This is a genomic window from Streptomyces sp. NPDC056628 (assembly GCF_042792555.1).
Lineage (GTDB): Bacteria > Actinomycetota > Actinomycetes > Streptomycetales > Streptomycetaceae > Streptomyces.
Map to the genome: position 1 here is coordinate 134074 of NZ_JBHTWG010000011.1, position 19017 is coordinate 153090.

At 71.9% G+C, this 19017-nt stretch carries 17 protein-coding genes and 2 pseudogenes; 7 read left to right on the top strand and 12 right to left on the bottom strand.

Annotated features, from left to right (window positions below; all coding sequences use genetic code 11):
* Positions 1-284 precede the first annotated feature (284 nt).
* Both ACFRAC_RS16845 and ACFRAC_RS16850 read right to left on the bottom strand, forming a co-directional pair.
* Complete coding sequence (locus ACFRAC_RS16845; protein ID WP_382924646.1) at positions 285-1190, bottom strand: S1 family peptidase; 906 nt, start codon at positions 1188-1190, stop codon at positions 285-287.
* A 543-nt stretch (positions 1191-1733) separates the two neighbouring features.
* A complete protein-coding gene (locus ACFRAC_RS16850; RefSeq protein WP_382924647.1) occupies positions 1734-2972 on the bottom strand; it encodes a DUF5685 family protein in 1239 nt (412 codons plus the stop codon).
* A 314-nt stretch (positions 2973-3286) separates the two neighbouring features.
* On the opposite strand from ACFRAC_RS16850, the gene ACFRAC_RS16855 reads away from it, so the two are divergent.
* Positions 3287-3724 (top strand): cell division protein SepF, encoded by a 438-nt coding sequence (locus ACFRAC_RS16855; protein ID WP_055622772.1) that lies wholly within the window; start codon positions 3287-3289, stop codon positions 3722-3724.
* 37 nt (positions 3725-3761) lie between these two features.
* Here ACFRAC_RS16855 and ACFRAC_RS16860 read toward each other — a convergent pair whose 3' ends face one another.
* Both ACFRAC_RS16860 and ACFRAC_RS16865 read right to left on the bottom strand, forming a co-directional pair.
* Positions 3762-4952 carry an acyl-CoA dehydrogenase family protein gene (locus ACFRAC_RS16860; protein ID WP_382924648.1) on the bottom strand — a complete coding sequence of 397 codons (1191 nt, stop codon included), beginning with the start codon at positions 4950-4952 and terminating at the stop codon, positions 3762-3764.
* A 125-nt stretch (positions 4953-5077) separates the two neighbouring features.
* Entirely contained in the window at positions 5078-6679 is a 1602-nt protein-coding gene (locus ACFRAC_RS16865) for an MFS transporter (protein ID WP_382924649.1), read from the bottom strand.
* Between the two features lie 455 nt (positions 6680-7134).
* Between ACFRAC_RS16865 and ACFRAC_RS16870 the strand changes: the two genes are divergently transcribed.
* Positions 7135-8160 (top strand): phosphatase PAP2 family protein, encoded by a 1026-nt coding sequence (locus ACFRAC_RS16870; protein WP_382924650.1) that lies wholly within the window; start codon positions 7135-7137, stop codon positions 8158-8160.
* Positions 8161-8254: 94 nt separating this feature from the next.
* On the opposite strand, the gene ACFRAC_RS16875 is transcribed toward ACFRAC_RS16870, so the two are convergent.
* Positions 8255-8470 (bottom strand): I78 family peptidase inhibitor, encoded by a 216-nt coding sequence (locus ACFRAC_RS16875; RefSeq protein WP_382924651.1) that lies wholly within the window; start codon positions 8468-8470, stop codon positions 8255-8257.
* Positions 8471-8940: 470 nt separating this feature from the next.
* On the opposite strand from ACFRAC_RS16875, the gene ctaD reads away from it, so the two are divergent.
* Positions 8941-10623, top strand: coding sequence for a cytochrome c oxidase subunit I (gene ctaD, locus ACFRAC_RS16880; RefSeq protein WP_382924652.1), 1683 nt, complete (start codon positions 8941-8943; stop codon positions 10621-10623).
* On the opposite strand, the gene ACFRAC_RS16885 is transcribed toward ctaD, so the two are convergent.
* Both ACFRAC_RS16885 and ACFRAC_RS16890 read right to left on the bottom strand, forming a co-directional pair.
* Positions 10514-10984, bottom strand: a complete 471-nt coding sequence (locus tag ACFRAC_RS16885) for a hypothetical protein (protein ID WP_382924653.1) — start codon at positions 10982-10984, stop codon at positions 10514-10516. The two genes, ctaD and ACFRAC_RS16885, sit on opposite strands and share 110 nt — an antisense overlap.
* A gap of 68 nt (positions 10985-11052) precedes the next feature.
* Positions 11053-11374 (bottom strand): annotated as a pseudogene (locus tag ACFRAC_RS16890) (amino acid ABC transporter substrate-binding protein); the annotation flags it as partial.
* A gap of 45 nt (positions 11375-11419) precedes the next feature.
* Here ACFRAC_RS16890 and ACFRAC_RS16895 point away from each other — a divergent pair.
* The gene (locus tag ACFRAC_RS16895) at positions 11420-11941 is read left to right on the top strand and encodes an ATP-binding cassette domain-containing protein (RefSeq protein WP_382924654.1); all 522 of its coding nucleotides are present in this window, start codon (positions 11420-11422) and stop codon (positions 11939-11941) included.
* A pseudogene (locus ACFRAC_RS16900) lies at positions 11938-12616 on the top strand (ATP-binding cassette domain-containing protein). The gene ACFRAC_RS16895 and the pseudogene ACFRAC_RS16900 overlap by 4 nt, the downstream one beginning before the upstream one ends.
* On the opposite strand, the gene ACFRAC_RS16905 reads toward ACFRAC_RS16900, so the two are convergent.
* Together ACFRAC_RS16905 and ACFRAC_RS16910 are read right to left on the bottom strand one after the other, a co-directional pair.
* Complete coding sequence (locus ACFRAC_RS16905) at positions 12546-13397, bottom strand: transglycosylase family protein (RefSeq protein ID WP_382924655.1); 852 nt, start codon at positions 13395-13397, stop codon at positions 12546-12548. The pseudogene ACFRAC_RS16900 and the gene ACFRAC_RS16905 overlap by 71 nt on opposite strands.
* A gap of 110 nt (positions 13398-13507) precedes the next feature.
* Positions 13508-14185 (bottom strand): transglycosylase family protein, encoded by a 678-nt coding sequence (locus ACFRAC_RS16910; RefSeq protein ID WP_382924656.1) that lies wholly within the window; start codon positions 14183-14185, stop codon positions 13508-13510.
* Positions 14186-14728: 543 nt separating this feature from the next.
* On the opposite strand from ACFRAC_RS16910, the gene ACFRAC_RS16915 reads away from it, so the two are divergent.
* Together ACFRAC_RS16915 and ACFRAC_RS16920 are read left to right on the top strand one after the other, a co-directional pair.
* Complete coding sequence (locus tag ACFRAC_RS16915) at positions 14729-15511, top strand: hypothetical protein (protein ID WP_382924657.1); 783 nt, start codon at positions 14729-14731, stop codon at positions 15509-15511.
* A gap of 130 nt (positions 15512-15641) precedes the next feature.
* Positions 15642-15995 (top strand): hypothetical protein, encoded by a 354-nt coding sequence (locus ACFRAC_RS16920; protein WP_382924658.1) that lies wholly within the window; start codon positions 15642-15644, stop codon positions 15993-15995.
* 51 nt (positions 15996-16046) lie between these two features.
* On the opposite strand, the gene der is transcribed toward ACFRAC_RS16920, so the two are convergent.
* The 3 genes from der to cmk form a co-directional block, all read right to left on the bottom strand.
* A complete protein-coding gene (gene der, locus ACFRAC_RS16925; RefSeq protein WP_382924659.1) occupies positions 16047-17525 on the bottom strand; it encodes a ribosome biogenesis GTPase Der in 1479 nt (492 codons plus the stop codon).
* A gap of 78 nt (positions 17526-17603) precedes the next feature.
* The gene (locus ACFRAC_RS16930; RefSeq protein ID WP_382924691.1) at positions 17604-18191 is read right to left on the bottom strand and encodes a lysophospholipid acyltransferase family protein; all 588 of its coding nucleotides are present in this window, start codon (positions 18189-18191) and stop codon (positions 17604-17606) included.
* A gap of 53 nt (positions 18192-18244) precedes the next feature.
* The gene (gene cmk / locus ACFRAC_RS16935) at positions 18245-18931 is read right to left on the bottom strand and encodes a (d)CMP kinase (protein WP_382924660.1); all 687 of its coding nucleotides are present in this window, start codon (positions 18929-18931) and stop codon (positions 18245-18247) included.
* Positions 18932-19017 lie beyond the last annotated feature (86 nt).

Sequence of the window (19017 nt, forward strand, 5' to 3'; positions counted from 1 at the left end):
GCACACAAGGTCGACTTCAGGACGCGCACAGAACACACGCACACACCCCCCACTCTTGACCATGCACAGTCACACCTGCCGCCTTCGCTCAGCAAACACCGCGAGCGAACGGGGCATCAGCAGCGGGTGAGGTCTACTCCTGTCTTGAAATCACCCCTGGCATGCCGGACATCGACGACCCCGGAAAAGCCCGGACGCACAACGACGAGCCCCCGCACGCGATCGCGTGCGGGGGCTCGGCCCGATGCCGTGCGGACCTCACGTGTGCCGTGCCGGCACGACGGTCAGTAGACGCTGACGCCGTAGGCGGACAGGGCCTCGGTGACCGGCTGGAAGAAGGTCGTGCCGCCGGAGGTGCAGTTGCCGCTGCCACCGGAGGTCAGACCGTAGGCCGTGCCGTTGCTGCCGTAGAGCGAACCGCCGGAGTCGCCGGGCTCGGCGCAGACCGTGGTCTGGATCAGGCCGGAGACGACGTCGCCGCCACCGTAGTTGACGGTCGCGTTGAGGGCGGTGACCTGGCCGCTGTGCGTACCGGTGGTCGAGCCGTCCCGGATGACCGTCGTGCCCACGCTCGGCGTGGCGGCGCGGGTGATGTCCACGCCGTTGGCGGTGCCGGGCCGGCTGACGGAGCCGGTGTAGCGCACGATGCCGTAGTCGTTGCCCGGGAAGCTGGAACCGGCGGTCGAGCCGATGACCGTGGTGCGCCCGGAGTTGGAGTACCAGGTCCCGGCGCCGTCGGTGCAGTGGCCGGCGGTCAGGAAGTACTGGTTGCCGCTGCTGTCCTGGACGTTGAAGCCGAGCGAGCAGCGCCAGCTGCTCGCGTAGATGGCGTCACCGCCCTGGATGAACTTCTGGAACTTGCCGGAGGTGCGCTTGATCGTGAGCGCGTCGGCGTCGGACCCGGCCTGCTCCTTGATCTTCGCTATCTCGGCCTGGGAGACCGTGCTGTCGACGGTCACCGTGACGCGGTTGGTCTTGCTGTCGACGGCCCAGGCGGTGCCCGGGACGTCGGCCTTCAGCACGGAGCCGCTGACGCTCTTGAGCTGGGCGGCGCTGAAGGCGGTGGGGGTTTCCGCGGCGGTCGCGTTGGGGATCGCGAAGGCCGCCGCAGCGACGAGTCCGGAGGACACGGCGATCAGCCGGGTCCGTCTGGTGATGCCGCTGCGGGGGGTGGTGCGCTTGATCCTCACGTTTCGTTCCCTCCAAGGGAAGTCGGGGGGCCCGCGTGGGGTCGGGGCCCGTGAGGCGCAGGCAGGGGGCCGATCGTCCGGATTCCGAACATGCCGTGCCCCTGACAAGCGCTGAGGGGAGTATTCGGCCGAACGACCGGTCGGCACAAGGGTGCCTTTCGGCCGTCAACATTTGAACTATGTGTGCCTGTTGGCCGAGGCTGTCCGCATCGGCGCCGGTCAGGGCAGGTTGCGCGCCCCCTCGCCCGGCGCGCCCCCGACGGCCCGGAAGGGAGCGGAGAGGTGCCCGCCGCCCGCACAAGAGGGGCGCGGGCCATGGTCACAGCAGGGACTTCGACCGGCGTCCGTCGCCGGAATCCGGCACACGGCGTACGCGCCCCGGACCTTCGCGCACCACGCGCCCCGACGCGCATCGGCCCGCCTGACCCGCGCTCCCGCGTACGCCTCCACCCTTCGCCGGGTGGCCGGAATTAGCCCCTCCGGATAGCGCCGCCGCCCTCCCGCCATCCGGACGACGCCCTGCCCGCGTTGCGGCGAACGGTTCTAGCAGCCGTCGCACGGGCAGCAGCAGTCGCACCCGTCGCAGTCGCAGTCGCGGCAGCAGCCTTCGCGCTTCTTCCGGGACCAGGGGCCCTCGTACTCCTCCGCGCAGCACAGCTTGCAGGTGCAGCACAGCAGCCAGAACATCCCGCAGCCGGCCCAGAATCCGCGCCGCCCCTTCGGGGGCTGTGGTGCCGGGCCACCGCCGAAGCCGCCGAAGCCGCCACCACCCCCGCCGGGCGCTCCCCCGCCACCGGCGAAGGGGTTGCCCCCGGCGTACGGATTCCCGCCACCGGCGTACGGGTTCTGCTGCGCGCCGTGCGGTCCCTGCTGCGGCGGCTGCCCGTAGGGGCCCGGCTGACCCGGCTGATGGGAGGAGCAGACCGGCGTCGTACCGAACGCCCGGTCCACGGAGCGCCGCAGTTCGTGCACGAGCAGCAGATGCGCGAGCCCGGGCTCGGTGAACTCCACCTCACGCAGCGCCAGCCGTACGCCGTGCACGGCGTCGTCGGCGAGCCGCCGCGCCTCCGCGAGCGAGGTCCCGGTCGCGGTCAGCGGGTTCCACGCACCGGCCTCGGCGTCGGCGGCCAGGTCCTCCACCGCGTCCAGGAGGTGTGCCAGCCGCCCGAAGAGCCGGCCGGCCTCGGCCAGCGGCCCGGCGTTGCCCGGCCGCCCGGCGAGGACCGCGGTGTGCGCGAAGGCGGCGGCGGTCGCGGTCTCCGTCGGCTCGGTGACGGTGAGGATCGGTGTGCCGGGTCCGGCGAGTGTCTCGATGCCGAGCTGCCGGTCGACGGCGTCGACAAGGACGGCCGTGTCGAAGCCGACGGCAGAGCCGGAGCGCAGCCCCGCCGCGCCCCAGCCGGCGGCCACCCGCCGCGCGGCGAGCGCCACCGGCCTGCGGGCCAGCAGCCCGTCCCCGTCGGCCACATGGTCGCGCACCTTCGCCGAGGCGAGCACCAGCGAGACGGCGGCGGCCAGCCGGGCGCCCTCGCCCTGAGCGACGGACGCGGTGCGCATTCCGCGCAACGGGCACGGCCCCGCCGTACGCCGCAGCGCACCGGAGCCGTCGGACTGAGCCTCCGTCAGGACGGATATCAGCAGCCCGTCGTAGTTCGTGACCACCCGGGCCAGCTGACCGTGGTCCCCGCGCAGCGCGAGGCACAGCCCGCACAGATGCGCCATCCATTCACTGGTGAACCGCTCCCCGAGCCGGTGACGGCAGGGCCTGACCATTCCGAACATGACGCTCCCCCGAGGTTGTTCCGCTGTGCCGAGCTGCCGCATCGTACCGGCCGTCCGTGCCTTTCCCCCGGGCGCGTCGTTCACCCGGACGCACCCCTCATCACCCGGACGCCGTGAAGAATCATATTTCACTCATAGTCAGCAGCCGTTTGTGGCACGCCCCTTGGGGGACACGGACTCTCGACGGATTCGCTGTGCACCAGTACCGTCACAAACCCCCCGCGCGGCGTCTATCCACTTGGCGCGACGTCCGCATCATGGATGACGATAGGGATGCGGAATGGAACGAAAGACCGCTGTGAGAGGAGGCGTCCATGGGATCGGTGCGCAAGGCGAGTGCCTGGCTGGGCCTCGTTGACGACAACGATGACGAGCGTTACTACGACGACGACTACTCCGAAGGGACCGAGTCCGGGGACGCCTGGGTCACCGATCCGCGGGTCAAGGTGGCCACGGACGTCGCCGAGGAGAAGGGCCGCCGTATCGGCACGGTCACCCCGGACAGCTTCCGGGACGCCCGCGCGATCGGCGAGCTGTTCCGGGACGGCGTCCCGGTCATCATGAACCTCACGGCCATGGAGCCCGCCGACGCCAAGCGTGTCGTCGACTTCGCGGCGGGGCTCATCTTCGGTCTGCGCGGTTCGATCGACCGCGTGTCCAACCGGGTGTTCCTGCTGTCCCCCGCCGACACCGAGATCGTCAGCGGCGAGCCGGCGGCGCACCGCGCGGACGGCTTCTACAACCAGAGCTGAGGCAGGGCCGCTCGCCGGCCCTGCCCGCTGGTGGTGTTCACCGGAAGGCGTCCAGCCCGGTGAGCGCCTTGCCCAGCACGAGCTGGTGCATCTCGACGGTGCCCTCGTAGGTGAGCACCGATTCGAGGTTGGTCGCGTGCCGCATCACGGGGTATTCGAGCGAGATCCCGTTGGCACCGAGGATCGTCCGGGACGTACGGCAGATGTCGATGGCCTCGCGGACGTTGTTGAGCTTGCCGAAGCTGACCTGCTCGGGACGCAGGCGGCCGGCGTCCATCCGCCGCCCGAGATGGTGGGCGAGCAGAATCCCCTTGTGCAGTTCGAGCGCCATGTCGGCGAGCTTGGCCTGGGTGAGCTGGAAGCCCCCGATCGGCCGGCCGAACTGCTCCCGCGTCTTCGCGTAGTCGACGGCGGCCTCGAAGCAGGACCGCGCCGCCCCCATGGCCCCCCACACGATCCCGTACCGGGCGTGCGAGAGACAGCTGAGCGGACCCTTCAGCCCGACCACCTCCGGCAGCACGGCGTCGGCCGGCAGCCGTACGTCGTCCAGCACCAGCTCGCTGGTGACGGAGGCCCGCAGCGACAGCTTGTGCTTGATCTCCGGCGCGGAGAACCCGGCGCTGTCGGTGGGCACGACGAATCCGCGGATGCCCTCGTCGGTCTGCGCCCACACGACGGCGACCCCGGAGACGGACCCGTTGGTGATCCACATCTTGCGTCCGCCGAGCACCCAGTCGGAGCCGTCCTTCTTGGCGTAGGTGCGCAGGGAGGCGGGGTCGGAACCGTGGTCGGGCTCGGTCAGGCCGAAGCACCCGATGACCTCGCCGGAGGCCATCCGGGGCAGCCAGGTCTGCTTCTGCTCCTCGCTGCCGAAGCGGTGGATGGCGTACATGGCGAGGGAGCCCTGCACGGAGACGAGGGAGCGGATACCGGAGTCGGCGGCCTCCAGCTCCAGGCACGCCAGCCCGTACTGCACGGCGGAGGCGCCGGCGCAGCCGTAGCCGGTGAGGGACATCCCGAGGGCGCCGATCGCGCCGAGCTCCCGCGCCAGCTCCCGGATCTGAGGCAGCTCGCCCTTCTCGTACCACTCCGCGACATGGGGCAGGACCCGGTCCGCCGCCCACTGCCGCACAGTCGCCCGGACCGCCAGGTCCTCGGGTTCGAGGAGGTCGTCGATGCCGAGGGGGTCGGCGGGGTCGAACGGGGGCAACTTCACGGACGCGGACATGGAACACCCTCCGGCAGCACGAAAACTAGCACCGCTCATCATCATCGACCGGCCCGACGCTACGACGCGCTCCCCCCGCACGTCCAGTGCGCACGGCACCGCGGGGCCCCCTCACGAGGGCCGGGTCAGGCGGAGACGCGGGGCTCCACGGCCTCGCGCGGCTTGGGCAGTTCCACGGGCGGGGCCTCGCACTGCATGACGCGGGGCAGGCGCAGCGCCATCGCGGCCCCGAGCAGCAGCAGCCCGGCGCTGACGAGGAGCGTCACATGCAGCCCGTGCACGAAGGAGTCCCGTGCCGCGTACCGCAGCGCCTGGCCCGCGCGTCCGCCGAGTTGCGTGGCGATCTCGTAGGCCTCGCCCAGCGAGTGCGAGGCGGATGAGGAGGAGGACGCCGGCACGCCCTCGACATGGGTGAGGCCGGGGGCGTAGGCCGCGTTCATCACGCTGCCGAGCAGCGCGATCCCGATGCCGGCGCCCAGCTGGTAGGACGTCTCGCCGATGGCCGCCGCGCCCCCGGACTGCTCCTGCGGCGCCTCGGAGAGCATCGACTCGTACGCCCCGAAGAGCGTGGTCTCCAGCCCGAAGCCGAGCAGCACGAATCCGGCGACCATGAGCGCGCAGTTGTCGGTCCGCCCCATGAACGTCAGCAGCACCACGGCGGCGGCCGTCAGGCAGAAGCCGAAGCACACCATCGCCCGCGGCCCGAACCGGCGCAGCATCCGCGCCCCCGCGAGCCCGGCCGCCATCGCGGCGAAGGTCAGCGGCAGCAGCCGCAGCCCGGTCTCCAGCGGGGACAGCCCGAGGACCAGCTGGAGGTACTGCGCGGCGATCAGTTCGAGGCCGACCAGGGCGAGCATGGCGAGCACGATGCACCCGACGGACGTGCTGAACGCGGGCCGCGCGAACATCCGGAGATCCACCAGCGGATACGTCCGACGCCGCTGCCGTCGTGCGAAGAGGACCAGCAGGGCCGCGCCGACCAGGAGCGGTGCCAGGGTGAGCGCGCTCACCACGGGCTCCCCGCCGCCGAGCCGCTTCACGCCCAGCACCACGCCGAACAGTCCGGCCGCCGCCATCAGGGCGCCGACGACGTCCCAGGGGCCTTGGCCGTCGCCCTTCGACTCGGGCAGCAGCAGACGTCCCACCGGCAGGCTGACCAGCATCAGCGGGATGTTGACGAGGAAGACCGAGCCCCACCAGAAGTGCTCCAGCAGGAAGCCGCCGAGCAGGGGCCCGACCGCCGCGCCCACGGCGGCGACGGCGCTCCAGATACCGATGGCGAGGGCGCGTTCGCGCCGGTCGGGGAAGACCTGGCGCAGGATGGACAGGGTGGCCGGCATGATCATGGCGCCGCCGACGCCGAGCAGCGCGCGGGCGAGGATCAGCACCTGTGGATCGTGGGCGAGGGCGGCCAGGCCCGAGGCGAGGCCGAAGAGGCCGTACCCCAGGAGCAGCACGCGTCTGCGGCCCACGCGGTCGCCGAGCGTGCCGAAGAGGATCAGCAGCGAGGCGCAGACGAGCGGGTAGACGTCGACGATCCAGAGCAGTTCTATCGCGCCGGGCCGGAGGTCCTCGGTGACGGCGGGTACCGCCACGTGCAGGACGGTGGCGTCGACGGCGACCAGCAGCAGGCTGACGCAGAGGACGACGAGGACGACCCAGCGGTTGGCACCGGCCCCGGCCGCCCGACGGCGCAGCGCAGCGGCGGCCGTGGTCGTCCCGGACATGTACGTACCTCCCAGATGTTCCCTCGCCCCGGCGGGCTCACGGGGTGGGGACTCCCCGAGACTCGGCCGGAGTAAGCGGTGTCTCCGGCCCGCGCGACGAAGGGCGAGTGACTCGTCAGAGTACGCGAGTCCGCGAGGGCGCCGAGTGGCGGACCTCTCAGAGCTCCGCCCGGCGCCTGTGGCGTATGCCACACCACCGGCCGTACCGGCCCCCGTCCGGCCCCACCCCGGAGGGTGATCGGCGGGCAAAGGTCACCCGAGGCTCCGATGAACGAATTCATAAGGCGGGAATAACAAAGAGCCGAGACGATCAATGGAATTGAAGGAACGGACGCCCGCTGATTAGCGATTCACAGGAATTTAAGGTCTCGCTGAGAGGAATGCCACATCACATCGTCATCACAAAGCCGTGGAATCGCCGATGCACCGCGCTCACTCGCTGTAGCGTCGATTGGGTGTGTACCGAACCAAAGCTGACCCGTCTGGACCGGGTCTTCGCCAGGCTGGACCGGGAGCCCGAACGCCCGGCCCACATCGATGTGCCGCGGATGACCCCGCACCGGGTCGTGCTGTTCGCGGCGGCCCTCGCCTTCTACGGGGCCATCGTGTGGGCCGTCGTCGTCACCTCGTGGCTGGTCCGGCTGGACTGGCAGGTCATGTTCTTCCGCCCGTACCAGCAGTGGGCCGAGATCCACGCCTTCGTCGACTACTACGTGGTGCTGGGCCAGCGCGGCCCCACCGCCGTGATGGTCGCCGCGTGGCTGGGCTGGCGCTCCTGGCGGCAGCACACCCTGCGTCCGCTGCTCGCGCTCGGCGTCTCCCTGCTGTTGCTGAACGTGACCGTCGGCGCCGCCAAGCTCGGCATGGGCCGTCTCGGACCGCACTACGCGACCGAGATCGGCTCGAACGAGATGTGGCTCGGCGGCGATATATTTCCGAGCGGTCACACCGCGAACGCCGTGGTCACGTGGGGGATCCTCGCCTACCTGGCCTCCACCCCGAGAGCCCGCCGCTGGCTGTCCGCCCTGTCGGCGGTGACCTCACTGGGCGTCGGCATGTCCACCGTCTACCTCGGCACGCACTGGCTGAGCGACGTGGTGCTCGGCTGGACCGCCGGCCTGCTGATCCTGCTCGCCCTGCCCTGGTTCGAGCCGCTGATCGCCCGCGCCGAGACCTGGCTGCTCGACCTGCGCGACCGCCGGCGGGAGCGCCGGGCCACCGGAGCGGCCGTGCCGGTCGCGCCGGTCGAGGCCCCGGTGCTGCTCTCCTCGCTCCCCACGGCCGTGGAGGACGAGGCCGCGGCCCGGGAGGCGAGCCCTCCGACCCGCTCCCCCAGGGCGCCGGTCTATCTGGCGCCCGGCCCGCACACCTCCCGCGCCGAGCGCGCCCCGGGGACACCGGCCGGCAGCCGCCGGCCGCCGCACACGGAGCGCACCGCACGCGGCGCCGCCTCCACGGCCCGCCCGGTGACGGGCGGCTGACACCCCGGCGGCGGGGTCCGGTACACACACATGAGGCCCCGCGGCACGCCGAAGGCCCCGGCCCCCTCCACGGGAGCCGGGGCCTTCGGCCTGCTCAGCCCTTCCAGGCCCGCACGACCTGGCCGTCCTTCACCTCGAAGTTCAGCCGTCCCGAGCGGTACTCCATCGTGATGATCGCCCCCGGCGGCAGCGCGCGCACCGTGGACCACCCCCGGGTCCGGGCGCGCCGCTCGGCCTCGTCGGCGTCGAGGCCGACGTAGGTGTCCGGGTCGTCCTGGGGTTCGGTGGGGGGATGCGGAATCGGTGCCATGCGGCCCACGCTAGGGCCTCGGCGCGGGATCGGGCCAGAGGGCCCGCGACCGTGCCCCACCATGCTCCTCCGCCGTCCGCGTCCCCTCGGGGTCACGCTTTTGTCACAGCATCACGACACGCGTTTCGGTCACCTGAACGGCTGTGGAAGACACGATGAGCCGTCACACGAACGAGTGATTTCCAAGGCCCGCTGCGGGCATTCGAACGTAATTCCCGCGTGTCGCCGAAGGCCCCCGGAAGTGGGGCGCGAGAGTTCCCGCACAAGCGCCTCGGCACTCCTTTTCCCGGGATTTCGCGCGGGCTCCGGCTGCCGATGCCGCACGAAAAGTACATGGTTCTACCACAGAACCTCCGTACGCCCTCTGTCGCCGCACCGCCGACGCGAGCATCATGGCGTGAGCTCGCGTCGGCGCGTGCGGCGCGGGTTCAGCGGGCCCGGGGCACGGCGAGCGAAGGGGCGAGCGAGCGATGGGGACGCAGACCGTACCGGCGACGGCACGACCCATACGGAGCGAGAGGCCCGGCGGCCGCGTGGTCGTCGACTGGCTGACCACGACCGACCACAAGAAGATCGGGCACCTCTACCTGATCACGTCGTTCGTGTTCTTCCTGGCCGGTGGTCTGATGGCGCTGCTGATGCGGGCGGAGCTGGCCCGGCCGGGCCTGCAGATCGTGAACAACGAGCAGTTCAACCAGCTCTTCACCCTGCACGGCACGATCATGCTGCTGCTGTTCGCGACGCCGACCTTCGCGGGGTTCGCCAACGAGCTGATGCCGCTGCAGATCGGCGCCCCGGACGTGGCCTTCCCCCGGCTGAACATGTTCTCGTACTGGCTGTTCCTCTTCGGCGGGCTGATCGTGATGGGCTCGCTGATCGTGCCGGACGGGCCGGCGTCCTTCGGCTGGTTCGCCTACGCGCCGCTCAACAGCCTCCAGCGCTCCCCCGGCATCGGCCCCGACCTGTGGATCATGGGCCTGGCCCTGGCCGGCTTCGGCACGATCCTGGGCGCCGTCAACTTCATCACCACGATCATCGGGATGCGCGCCCCCGGGATGACGATGTTCCGGATGCCGATCTTCACCTGGAACACGCTGTTCACGTCGATCCTCATCCTGATGGCGTTCCCGGTCCTGGCCGCCGCGCTGCTGGTGCTGGAGGCGGACCGCCGGTTCGGCTCGGTGGTGTTCGAGGCGGGCAACGGCGGGGCGCTGCTGTGGCAGCACCTGTTCTGGTTCTTCGGGCATCCCGAGGTCTACATCATCGCGCTGCCGTTCTTCGGCATCATCACGGAGATCATCCCGGTCTTCAGCCGGAAGCCGATCTTCGGCTATCTGACGCTGGTCGGCGCGACGATGGCGATCACCGGGCTGTCGATCGTGGTGTGGGCCCACCACATGTTCGTCACGGGCGCGGTGCTGCTGCCGTTCTTCTCCTTCATGAGCTTCCTGATCGCGGTCCCCACCGGGGTGAAGTTCTTCAACTGGACCGGGACCATGATCAAGGGCTCGCTGTCCTTCGAGACGCCGATGCTGTGGGCGACGGGCTTCCTGGTGACGTTCCTGTTCGGCGGTCTGACGGGGGTGATCCTCGCGTCGCCGCCGCTGGACTTCCACGTGTCCGACACGTACTTCGTGGTCGCCCACTTCCACTACGTCGTCTTCGGCACCGTGGTGTTCGCGATCTTCGCCGGATTCCACTTCTGGTGGCCCAAGTTCACCGGGAAGATGCTCGACGAGCGGCTCGGCAAGATCCACTTCTGGACGCTGTTCACCGGCTTCCACACGACGTTCCTGGTGCAGCACTGGCTGGGCGCGGAGGGCATGCCCCGCCGGTACGCCGACTACCTCGCCGCCGACGGCTTCACCGCCCTGAACACCGTCTCGACGATCGGCGCGTTCCTCCTCGGCCTGTCGACGCTGCCGTTCCTCTACAACGTCTGGAAGACGGCCCGGTACGGCGAGAAGGTCGAGGTCGACGACCCCTGGGGATACGGCCGCTCGCTGGAGTGGGCGACCTCCTGCCCGCCGCCGCGGCACAACTTCACGACGCTGCCGCGGATCCGCTCGGAGGCCCCGGCGTTCGACCTGCACCATCCACAGCACGCGCTGGAGGCGCCGCAGCCCGAACCGCCGTCCCACCAGGCGTCCTGAGCGCTAAGCGGCTCTCGACGCTCAGGTTGCCCTGCCGGGTCACGTACGGGACGCGGGAGGCCGACGGGTGGACGTCCATGGCGCCCGACGCCACCCGGTGGTCGGGGGCTTCCGCGGTCACGCTCGCGTAGGCGTCCCAGTGGCCCTCCGGCAGGACGACGCTGCTGGGCAGGGCCGCGCGCAGCCGGCCCCGGGCCGCCGGGGCGAGCGGCAGGGTGACCTCCTCGGGCCCCTCGCGGTGGCGCAGCACGAGATGGGCCGTGGCGTTCGCGTCGGGCGCGGTGACGTCGAACGTGAGCCCGCCGGCCGAGTCGGCGATGCAGTCGGCGCGCAGGGGCGCGGCCTGCGGCACGGTCGTCATGCGCTGCGGTTCCTCCTCGGCTCGGGGCTACGTCGGTTGGACCGGCGATGCCGCCGTTTGGTTGCCCCTCAGGGCCGGTACGGCAGCTGCGGCACCTCGAAGCACGTGCGGTTCATGTCTCCCTGGGAGACCCAGCCCCGGCGTCCTCCCGGCGGGCCACCGACAGACAGGTGCGGCGGCTCTTCGGCGGCTCGGGCAGCCGCTCGAACACGACGGGGAGCAGCAACCCGTCCGCGGTGAACCCTTGGCTGCGGTTCATTGGTCGTCCACGCACGCGCGGGTGACGCCCCGGCCGGCGCACGCCCGGGCCGCCTCGGTGAACCAGCGGGCCGCGGCCCGTCCCTCCCACTGCCACTGGGAGTGCGTCGGGAGTCCCTTCGTCGCGTCCCGGACTTTCACTGCCTGGCCGGCACCCGTCGCCCCGCCCGCGGGCGGGTGCTCCTGGGCGAACGGGACGTCACCCGGCTGCCCGCCCACGCCCGGACCCGGCTCGGCGTCGCCCGCACCTTCCAGCAACTGGCCGTCTTCCCCTCCCTGACCGTGGCGGAGAACGTCCGCGTGGGCACCGAGCAGGGCCGGGTCCGGGACCCGGCGGCCGTCGAGCGGGCCCTGCGGCTGCTGGGGCTGGACGGTCCCGTCCGCGCGCTGCCCGCCGCCGGACTCCCCACCGGCACCCTCCGGCGCGTCGAGCTCGCCCGGGCGCTCGCCGGCGACCCGCACGTCCTGCTGCTCGACGAACCCACCGCCGGACTCGACACGGCGGAGGTCGCCGCGCTCGCCCGGATCCTGCGGGCCCTCGCCGCCGACGGGACGGCCCTGCTGGTCGTCGAACACGATCTCGACCTGGTCGCGGACCTCGCCGACACGGTGCACGTCATGGCGGCCGGCCGCATCGTCGTCTCCGGCCCGCCCGGCCGGGTCCTGGACGCGGCCGGGGCCCTGGAGACGCCCGCGTGACGACCGTCTCCCTGCGCCACGCGCGCGTGCGCTACGGCCCCCTGGAGACCCTGCACGGCGTCACGCTCGCCGCCGCCGGTCCGGGCGTCACCGTGCTGGTGGGCCGCAACGGCAGCGGCCGTACGACGGTCCTGCGCGCCCTGGCCGGGGTCGTGCCCCTGGCGGCGGGCGCCGTGGTGTGGGACGGCGCCGACGTGACCCGGACGCCCGCGTACGAGCGGGCCCGCCGGGGGATGTGCCTGGTGCCCGAGCGCCAGGCCGTGTTCGGCTCCCTCACCGTGCGCGAGAACCTCGAACGCGTCGCCTCTCCCCTCGACATGGCGCTGGAGGCCTACCCCGCGCTCGCCCCGCTCCTGGCGCGCCGCGCCGGCACGCTCTCCGGGGCGAGCAGCGCATGCCGGCCCTGTCCCGCGCCCTGCCGGCCCGCGCGCGGGTCGTCCTGGTGGACGAGCCCGCGCAGGGCATGGCACCGGCGGTGGCAACCCGGACGTACGACCTGCCGGCCGGGCTCGACGCGTGCGTGGTCGTCGCCGAGCAACGACTGCCGCCCGCCCTGCGGGAGAGGCGGCGGTCGTCCACGAACTGCGGCGCGGGGCGGTCGTCCTCAGTGGTGAGAGCGCTGAGTACCGGCGCCGGGCCGCGGCACGGGCAGGAGGGTCGACCCCCTCGGCATGAGCAGCAGGGCACCGGGGATGAGCAGGTCCTCGAGCCTGTGGTCGGGGTAGGCGGGCTGGTCGGCGCCCGTGTCCCAGCCGGGGGCGGTGGCCTTCTCGGGCTCGGTCGCCGGCGCGGTCTCCGGGGACTCGCCGGCCCCGGTCGACGCACCGGTCCCGGAACCCGACCCGGACCCGGCGGGCTTGCCCTCCTTCTTCGGCTTGCCCTGCGTCGGCTCATCATCCTTCGCGGGCTTCTCGCCCTTGGCCGGCTTCTCGTTCTTCGCGGGCTTGTCCGGCTTGCTGGGCTTCGCCGGCTTGCTGGGCTTGTCCGGCTTCTCGGCGTCCGGCTTGCCGCCCTTGCCGGGCTCGGTGACGGCGGGCTTCTCCAGCTCCATCCGGCCGGCGAGCCCGTACCGGCGGGAGCACTGCGGCCAGGCGCCCCAGCCCTGGACCGCCACCACCTTGACGGCGATGGTGATCTGCTCCTCGCGGGTGGCGAGGTCCGCGCGCGGGGCGAACTTCAGCCCGCCGAAGCCCGCCCAGGTGGACTGCGAGAACTGCAGCCCGCCGTAATGGCCGTTGCCGGTGTTGATGTGCCAGTCGCCGCCGCTCTCGCACTGGGCGACGCAGCCCCAGGGCCACTGGTCCTTGGCACAGCTCAGGGACGCGGGTTTGGGCGGAGGCCCGGACATATATGGTGCGGAGGCCCCCCGGGGGGCATACGTGGCCTGCGACGTCCCCGGGGTGACGGCGGTCAGCAGGACGGCGGCCAGGACGATGGTCAGCGGTGCGTTCTTCATATGAGCACGCTAGGCAGCTCCTTGCGGCCGTCCCGGCGCGGCGCGTCCGACAACGGCCGGGCCCCACCCGGTCGGCGGACCGGGCGGGGCCCGCATCAGGCGTGCGCGGGTCAGAGTTCGAGTCGCTGCCCCGGCACGATCAGGTCGGGGTCGTCGCCGATGACGGCCCGGTTGGCGGTGTGCAGCCGCTGCCAGGTGGTGCCGTGCCGGGCGGCGATGCCGCTCAGCGTGTCGCCCGCGCGGACGGTGTAGTCACCCCGCGAGGAGCCGCGTGCGGGGTGTCCGGGCTGACGGTCCGGTGTCCGTGCGGGAGTCGACGGGGCCGCCTTCTTCGCCGTGGCGGACGAGGAGGCCGTCGAGCCGTACGTGGAGGCCTCGGGGGCGCTCCCGTTGGCGCCGGCCCGGGCCGAGCAGGTGGGCCAGGCGCCCCAACCCTGGGCGCGCTGGACCTTGGTGGCCACGGCGATCTGCTGCTCCCTGGACGCGCGGTCCGCCGTGGGCGCGTAGGCGGTGCCGCCGTAGGCCCGCCAGGTGGAGGAGGCGAACTGGAGCCCGCCGTAGTAGCCGTTGCCGGTGTTGATGTGCCAGTCTCCGCCGCTCTCGCAGTGCGCGATGCGGTCCCACACGCCGCTGTCCGCCGCCGCGGCGTCGCCGGTGGCGGCCAGGAGTCCGAGCGGAGCGAGCAGTGCCGCTCCGGCGAGGACGGCTCCCGCCCTGGTCCGGCTTCCGCCCGGGGCCTTCGGCGTCCTGCGGACGTCGCGGTGAGTGGTATCGGCACATTCGGACATATGGTTCCCTCTCCGAGGACCCGGGGTCCCCGGGCGGTACGCCGCCGTACGCGCCATGGGACGCGTGGCCGGCGCCCGCCCCGTCCGCCGGGAGGCTGGTACTGCGTTCCGGCGGGTGCTGCTTGCCGGTTGGCGGACGTACCCGGGCGGTGCTCGTTGCACACGGCGGAGGAATCTAAGGAGCCGGGCCGCCCGCATCAACCAACTCCTTGTCCTTCCAGGCCAGTTCGTCGTTACCTCGGGTATCGGCGATTTTCGGCCACCCACTTCATTCCGTGATTTCAGGATTTGTCGACTGTGGGCCGCCGCGATCTGTGACACACCCCACGCAACCAACTTCCGTACATCTCCCTTTACTTGACGGTGAGTAGGCGGTTCCGGACCGATGGTGACCGAGTGCGTCGGATGGTTCGATTCCGTTCGCCCTGATGCGTGACTCCCGCCACAGATCGTCCGTTGTCTTCTTCATGAGCCCGGGACCAGCCCGGTTCACGGGCCGGGAGCCACCCGGCCCCGCCACGCCACATCCCGAGGGAGCCATCCGTGCCGCGCATGCTCGACGTCAGCGACGAGGTACGTGCCGAGATCGGCGACGAGGAAGCCGACCGGCTGCTCGCCGGGGAGAACGCCCCGGGCAGCTACGACTGCACGTCCTGCCGCACCCCGGGCGACTCCGGACAGGAGCGCACCAGCACCGTCCTGTTCATCGGCGAGGAGACCGCCGTCCTCGCCTTCGCCCACGCCACCTGCCTGCCCTCGCAGGTCGTCCAGGTCACCGAGGACCAGCTGCGGGGAGCGGTGAAGTCCATCACCGGCGACCGCGTCGATCCGGAGCCCGAGCGGGTCGTGCCGGAGCAGGCGGTGCTGGGCGTGACCAGCGGGCTGATCCTGATCGCCGGGGAGCTGCACCCCGCCCTGGTCGTCGAGCCGACCGGCCCGATCGTGCGGCCCGGCGCGACCGGCACCGGCGACGACTTCCTGCCGCTGCTGATCGAGCAGGGGTTCATGCCGGCGACCGAACTGGCGGACGTCCCGCCGGTGCTGCACGGCTGGTCCGTGCTGCTGGCCATGGGGCAGCTGCACGCCGTCCTGCAGCCGGGGCCGAACGGCGGTCAGCCGGTGGCCTGGTGGCAGGCCCACCAGCCCCTCCAGGTGACCGACGGCTGGCGGGCCGCCGCCAACAAGCACCAGCAGGTGCTGATGTTCGCGGCCCCGGTGGGCTCCATCGGCCGCCAGCCCCGGGAGGACCTGCTGCGCGGCGCGCTGGACAAGGCGGCGGCCAACGGGCAGCTGGTGGCGGCCGCGCTGCCGCTCGCGGGGACCTGACCGCGCCCGTCCGGCGGGCCCGTCACCCGCGGGCGGACGGGCCGGGGCAGCCGCACACCGGGGGCGCCGCACGCCCCTTTGGTGCGCTCACCGGCCGCATCCCTTCCGGTGCCGGGTCGTTTGGACATACGTGCATGCATACGACGTTCCCCGCTTCCAGGGCGGCTCCTCGCCCACCCCGATCTACGACGCGCTCTACGCCGAATACGTCAAGTCCTTCCGCTCCCTGCCGGGAGACCGCAGCGGCGAGGAGGATCTGGGGTTCGTCGCCTTCGGCAACATCCAGCGCGGCACGGGCAGTTACTACGGCGGCCACCGCCCGGGGTCGTTCAGCGGCTCGTACAGCGCCTACAGCGCGGGGGCGCACAGCGCCCGGCAGCACGGCGGGCAGCAGCCGCAGTGGCAGCGTGTCGGGCACATCGGGCCCCAGGGCTCCGGGATGCAGCACGTGCCGGCGGCGCTGCCACCGGCACGCAGAGGCTGAAGGACAGGGCGAAGGGGCGGTCCCGAGTGGGACCGCCCCTTCGCCCTGTCGTCACTTCTTCTTGCCGCGCTTCTCGCGCACGCGCACGGAGATGTGGATCGGCGTGCCCTCGAAGCCGAACTCCTCCCGCAGCCGGCGCTCGATGAAGCGGCGGTAGCCCGCCTCGATGAAGCCGGAGGCGAACAGCACGAACCGCGGGGGCTTGGTGCCGGCCTGGGTGCCGAAGAGGATGCGGGGCTGCTTGCCGCCGCGGACCGGGTGCGGGTGGGCGGCGACCAGCTCACCGAGGAAGGCGTTCAGACGGCCGGTGGGGACCCGGGTCTCCCAGCCCGCGAGCGCCGTCTCGATCGCCGGGACCAGCTTCTCCATGTGCCGCCCGGTGCGGGCCGACACGTTCACCCGGGGCGCCCAGGAGACCTGGCCGAACTCGGTCTCGATCTCCCGCTCCAGGTAGTAGCGGCGCTCCTCGTCGAGGTTGTCCCACTTGTTGTAGGCGATGACCATGGCGCGGCCGGCCTCGACGGCCATCGTCACGATCCGCTGGTCCTGGACCGAGATGGACTCCGAGGCGTCGATCAGGATGACCGCCACCTCGGCCTTCTCCACGGCGGCCGCGGTGCGCAGCGAGGCGTAGTAGTCGGCGCCCTGCTGCAGGTGGACCCGCTTGCGGATGCCGGCGGTGTCGACGAACTTCCAGGTGACGCCGCCGAGTTCGATCAGCTCGTCGACCGGGTCGCGGGTGGTGCCGGCGAGTTCGTTGACGACGACGCGCTCCTCGTTCGCGACCTTGTTCAGCAGGGAGGACTTGCCGACGTTGGGGCGCCCGATGAGGGCGATGCGGCGCGGGCCGCCGACGGCCGTGCCGCCGAAGGTCTGCGCGGGCGCGGTGGGCAGGACCTCCAGGACGGCGTCCAGCATGTCGCCGGTGCCGCGGCCGTGCAGCGCGGAGACCGGGTGCGGCTCGCCGAGCCCGAGGGACCACAGGTAGGCCGCGTCGGCCTCGCCGCTGGGGCCGTCCACCTTGTTGGCGGCCAGCACGACGGGCTTGCCGGCCTTGCGCAGCAGCCGGACGACCGCCTCGTCGGTGTCGGTGGCGCCGACCTTGGCGTCGACGACGAACACGACGGCGTCGGCGGCCTCGATCGCGTACTCGGCCTGGGCGGCCACGGAGGCGTCGATGCCGAGGACGTCCTGCTCCCAGCCGCCGGTGTCGACGACCTTGAAGCGGCGGCCCGCCCACTCGGCCTCGTAGGTCACGCGGTCGCGGGTGACGCCGGGCTTGTCCTCGACGACGGCCTCGCGGCGCCCGATGATCCGGTTGACGAGGGTCGACTTGCCGACATTGGGCCGGCCGACGACGGCGAGGACGGGCAGCGGGCCGTGCCCGGCCGCCTCGATCGCCCCCTCGACGTCCTCGAGGTCGAAGCCCTCTTCCGCGGCGAGCTCCATGAACTCCGCGTACTCGGCGTCGCCAAGCTCTCCGTGGTCGTGCTCCTCGCCCGAGCCCTCGGAGTGGATGTGGTCGTTCATGAAGTCCGTACCTTCGTTCATCGTGGTGATCGGTGGATCGGCCGGTGGTCCACCCGCTGATCCACTACTCAGTGTCGCCTAGCGACCGGTCAGCCGCCTGGCGTTTTCCAGGTGTGCGGTGAGCTCCTTCTGGATGCGCTCCGTCGCCTCGTCGAGCGCGCGACGAGTGCGCCGCCCGCTGCCGTCGCCCGCGTCGAACGGGTCGCCGAAGACGACGTCCACGCGGTGCCGCAGCGGGGGCAGCCCCTTGATCAACCGTCCGCGCCTCTCGGAACTTCCCAGCACCGCGACCGGGACGATAGGGGCGCCGCCGCGCACGGCGAAGTACGCGAGTCCGGCGCGCAGCGACGCGAAGTCGCCCTCGCCCCGGGTGCCCTCGGGGAATATGCCGAGGACGCCGCCCTGGTCCAGCACCCCGAGCGCCCGGGTGATGGCCGTGCGGTCGGCGGCGTGCCGGTCCACCTTCAGCTGCCCGATGCCGGTCAGGAAGGGGTCGAGCGGGCCGACGAAGGCTTCCTTCTTGATCAGGAAGTGCACGGGCCGGGGAGCGACGCCCATCACCATGGGCCCGTCGATGTTGTGGCTGTGGTTGACCGCGATGATCAGCGGCCCGGCGGCGGGCACTTTCCAGGCGCCCAGGACCCGCGGTCGCCACAGCCCGTACATCAGGCCGACGCCGATCCGCCGCCCGATGTCGGCACCCCGCTCGGATGGAGCTGTCACTTCGCGGCCCGCTTCTCCTCGACGAGCGTGACGACGCACTCGATGACCTGCTGGAGCGTGAGCGCGGTGGTGTCCACCTCGACCGCGTCGTCCGCCTTGGCCAGCGGGGAGGTCTTGCGGCTGGAGTCGGCCGCGTCCCGCTTCAGCAGCGCCTCGCGGGTGGAGTGCACGTCGGCGCCCTTGAGCTCACCGCTGCGGCGGGCGGCGCGGGCCTCCGCGGAGGCGGTGAGGAAGATCTTCAGGTCGGCGTCGGGAAGGACGGTGGTGCCGATGTCGCGTCCCTCGACGACGATGCCGCGCTCGGCGGAGGTGGCGGTCATGCGCTGCAGCTCGGTGATCCGGGCGCGCACCTCGGGCACCGCGCTGACCGCGCTGACCTGGGAGGTGACCTCCTGGGTGCGGATCGGGCCGGCCACGTCGACGCCGTCCACGGTGATCGTCGGGGCCGACGGGTCGGTGCCGGAGACGATCTCGGGCTTGCCCGCCACGGCGGCGATCGCGGACGGGTCCCCTATGTCGATGCCGTTGGTCACCATCCACCAGGTGATCGCCCGGTACTGGGCCCCGGTGTCCAGGTAGCGCAGTCCGAGCTGCGCGGCGACGGCCTTCGAGGTGCTCGACTTGCCTGTGCCGGAGGGGCCGTCGATGGCGACAATCACGGGCTTGGCGGCACCGTTTTCCACGGGAGGACACCTTCCTGGTGCTGTGGGGCGTGAGTGGGGGAACGCGAGGGCGCCCCGCACAAGGTTACTGGGTGCGCGTCACTCGT

Excerpts from the sequence above, each read along its gene's own strand:
- ACFRAC_RS16865 (WP_382924649.1), bottom strand. The coding sequence starts at position 6,679 with ATGTCCGGGACGACCACGGCCGCCGCTGCGCTGCGCCGTCGGGCGGCC.
- ACFRAC_RS16855 (WP_055622772.1), top strand. The coding sequence starts at position 3,287 with ATGGGATCGGTGCGCAAGGCGAGTGCCTGGCTGGGCCTCGTTGACGAC.
- der (WP_382924659.1), bottom strand. The coding sequence starts at position 17,525 with ATGAACGACCACATCCACTCCGAGGGCTCGGGCGAGGAGCACGACCAC.
- ACFRAC_RS16885 (WP_382924653.1), bottom strand. The coding sequence starts at position 10,984 with ATGACGACCGTGCCGCAGGCCGCGCCCCTGCGCGCCGACTGCATCGCC.
- ACFRAC_RS16850 (WP_382924647.1), bottom strand. The coding sequence starts at position 2,972 with ATGTTCGGAATGGTCAGGCCCTGCCGTCACCGGCTCGGGGAGCGGTTC.
- ACFRAC_RS16860 (WP_382924648.1), bottom strand. The coding sequence starts at position 4,952 with ATGTCCGCGTCCGTGAAGTTGCCCCCGTTCGACCCCGCCGACCCCCTC.
- ACFRAC_RS16930 (WP_382924691.1), bottom strand. The coding sequence starts at position 18,191 with ATGTACGGGCTGTGGCGACCGCGGGTCCTGGGCGCCTGGAAAGTGCCC.
- ACFRAC_RS16875 (WP_382924651.1), bottom strand. The coding sequence starts at position 8,470 with ATGGCACCGATTCCGCATCCCCCCACCGAACCCCAGGACGACCCGGAC.
- ACFRAC_RS16905 (WP_382924655.1), bottom strand. The coding sequence starts at position 13,397 with ATGAAGAACGCACCGCTGACCATCGTCCTGGCCGCCGTCCTGCTGACC.
- ACFRAC_RS16910 (WP_382924656.1), bottom strand. The coding sequence starts at position 14,185 with ATGTCCGAATGTGCCGATACCACTCACCGCGACGTCCGCAGGACGCCG.
- ctaD (WP_382924652.1), top strand. The coding sequence starts at position 8,941 with ATGGGGACGCAGACCGTACCGGCGACGGCACGACCCATACGGAGCGAG.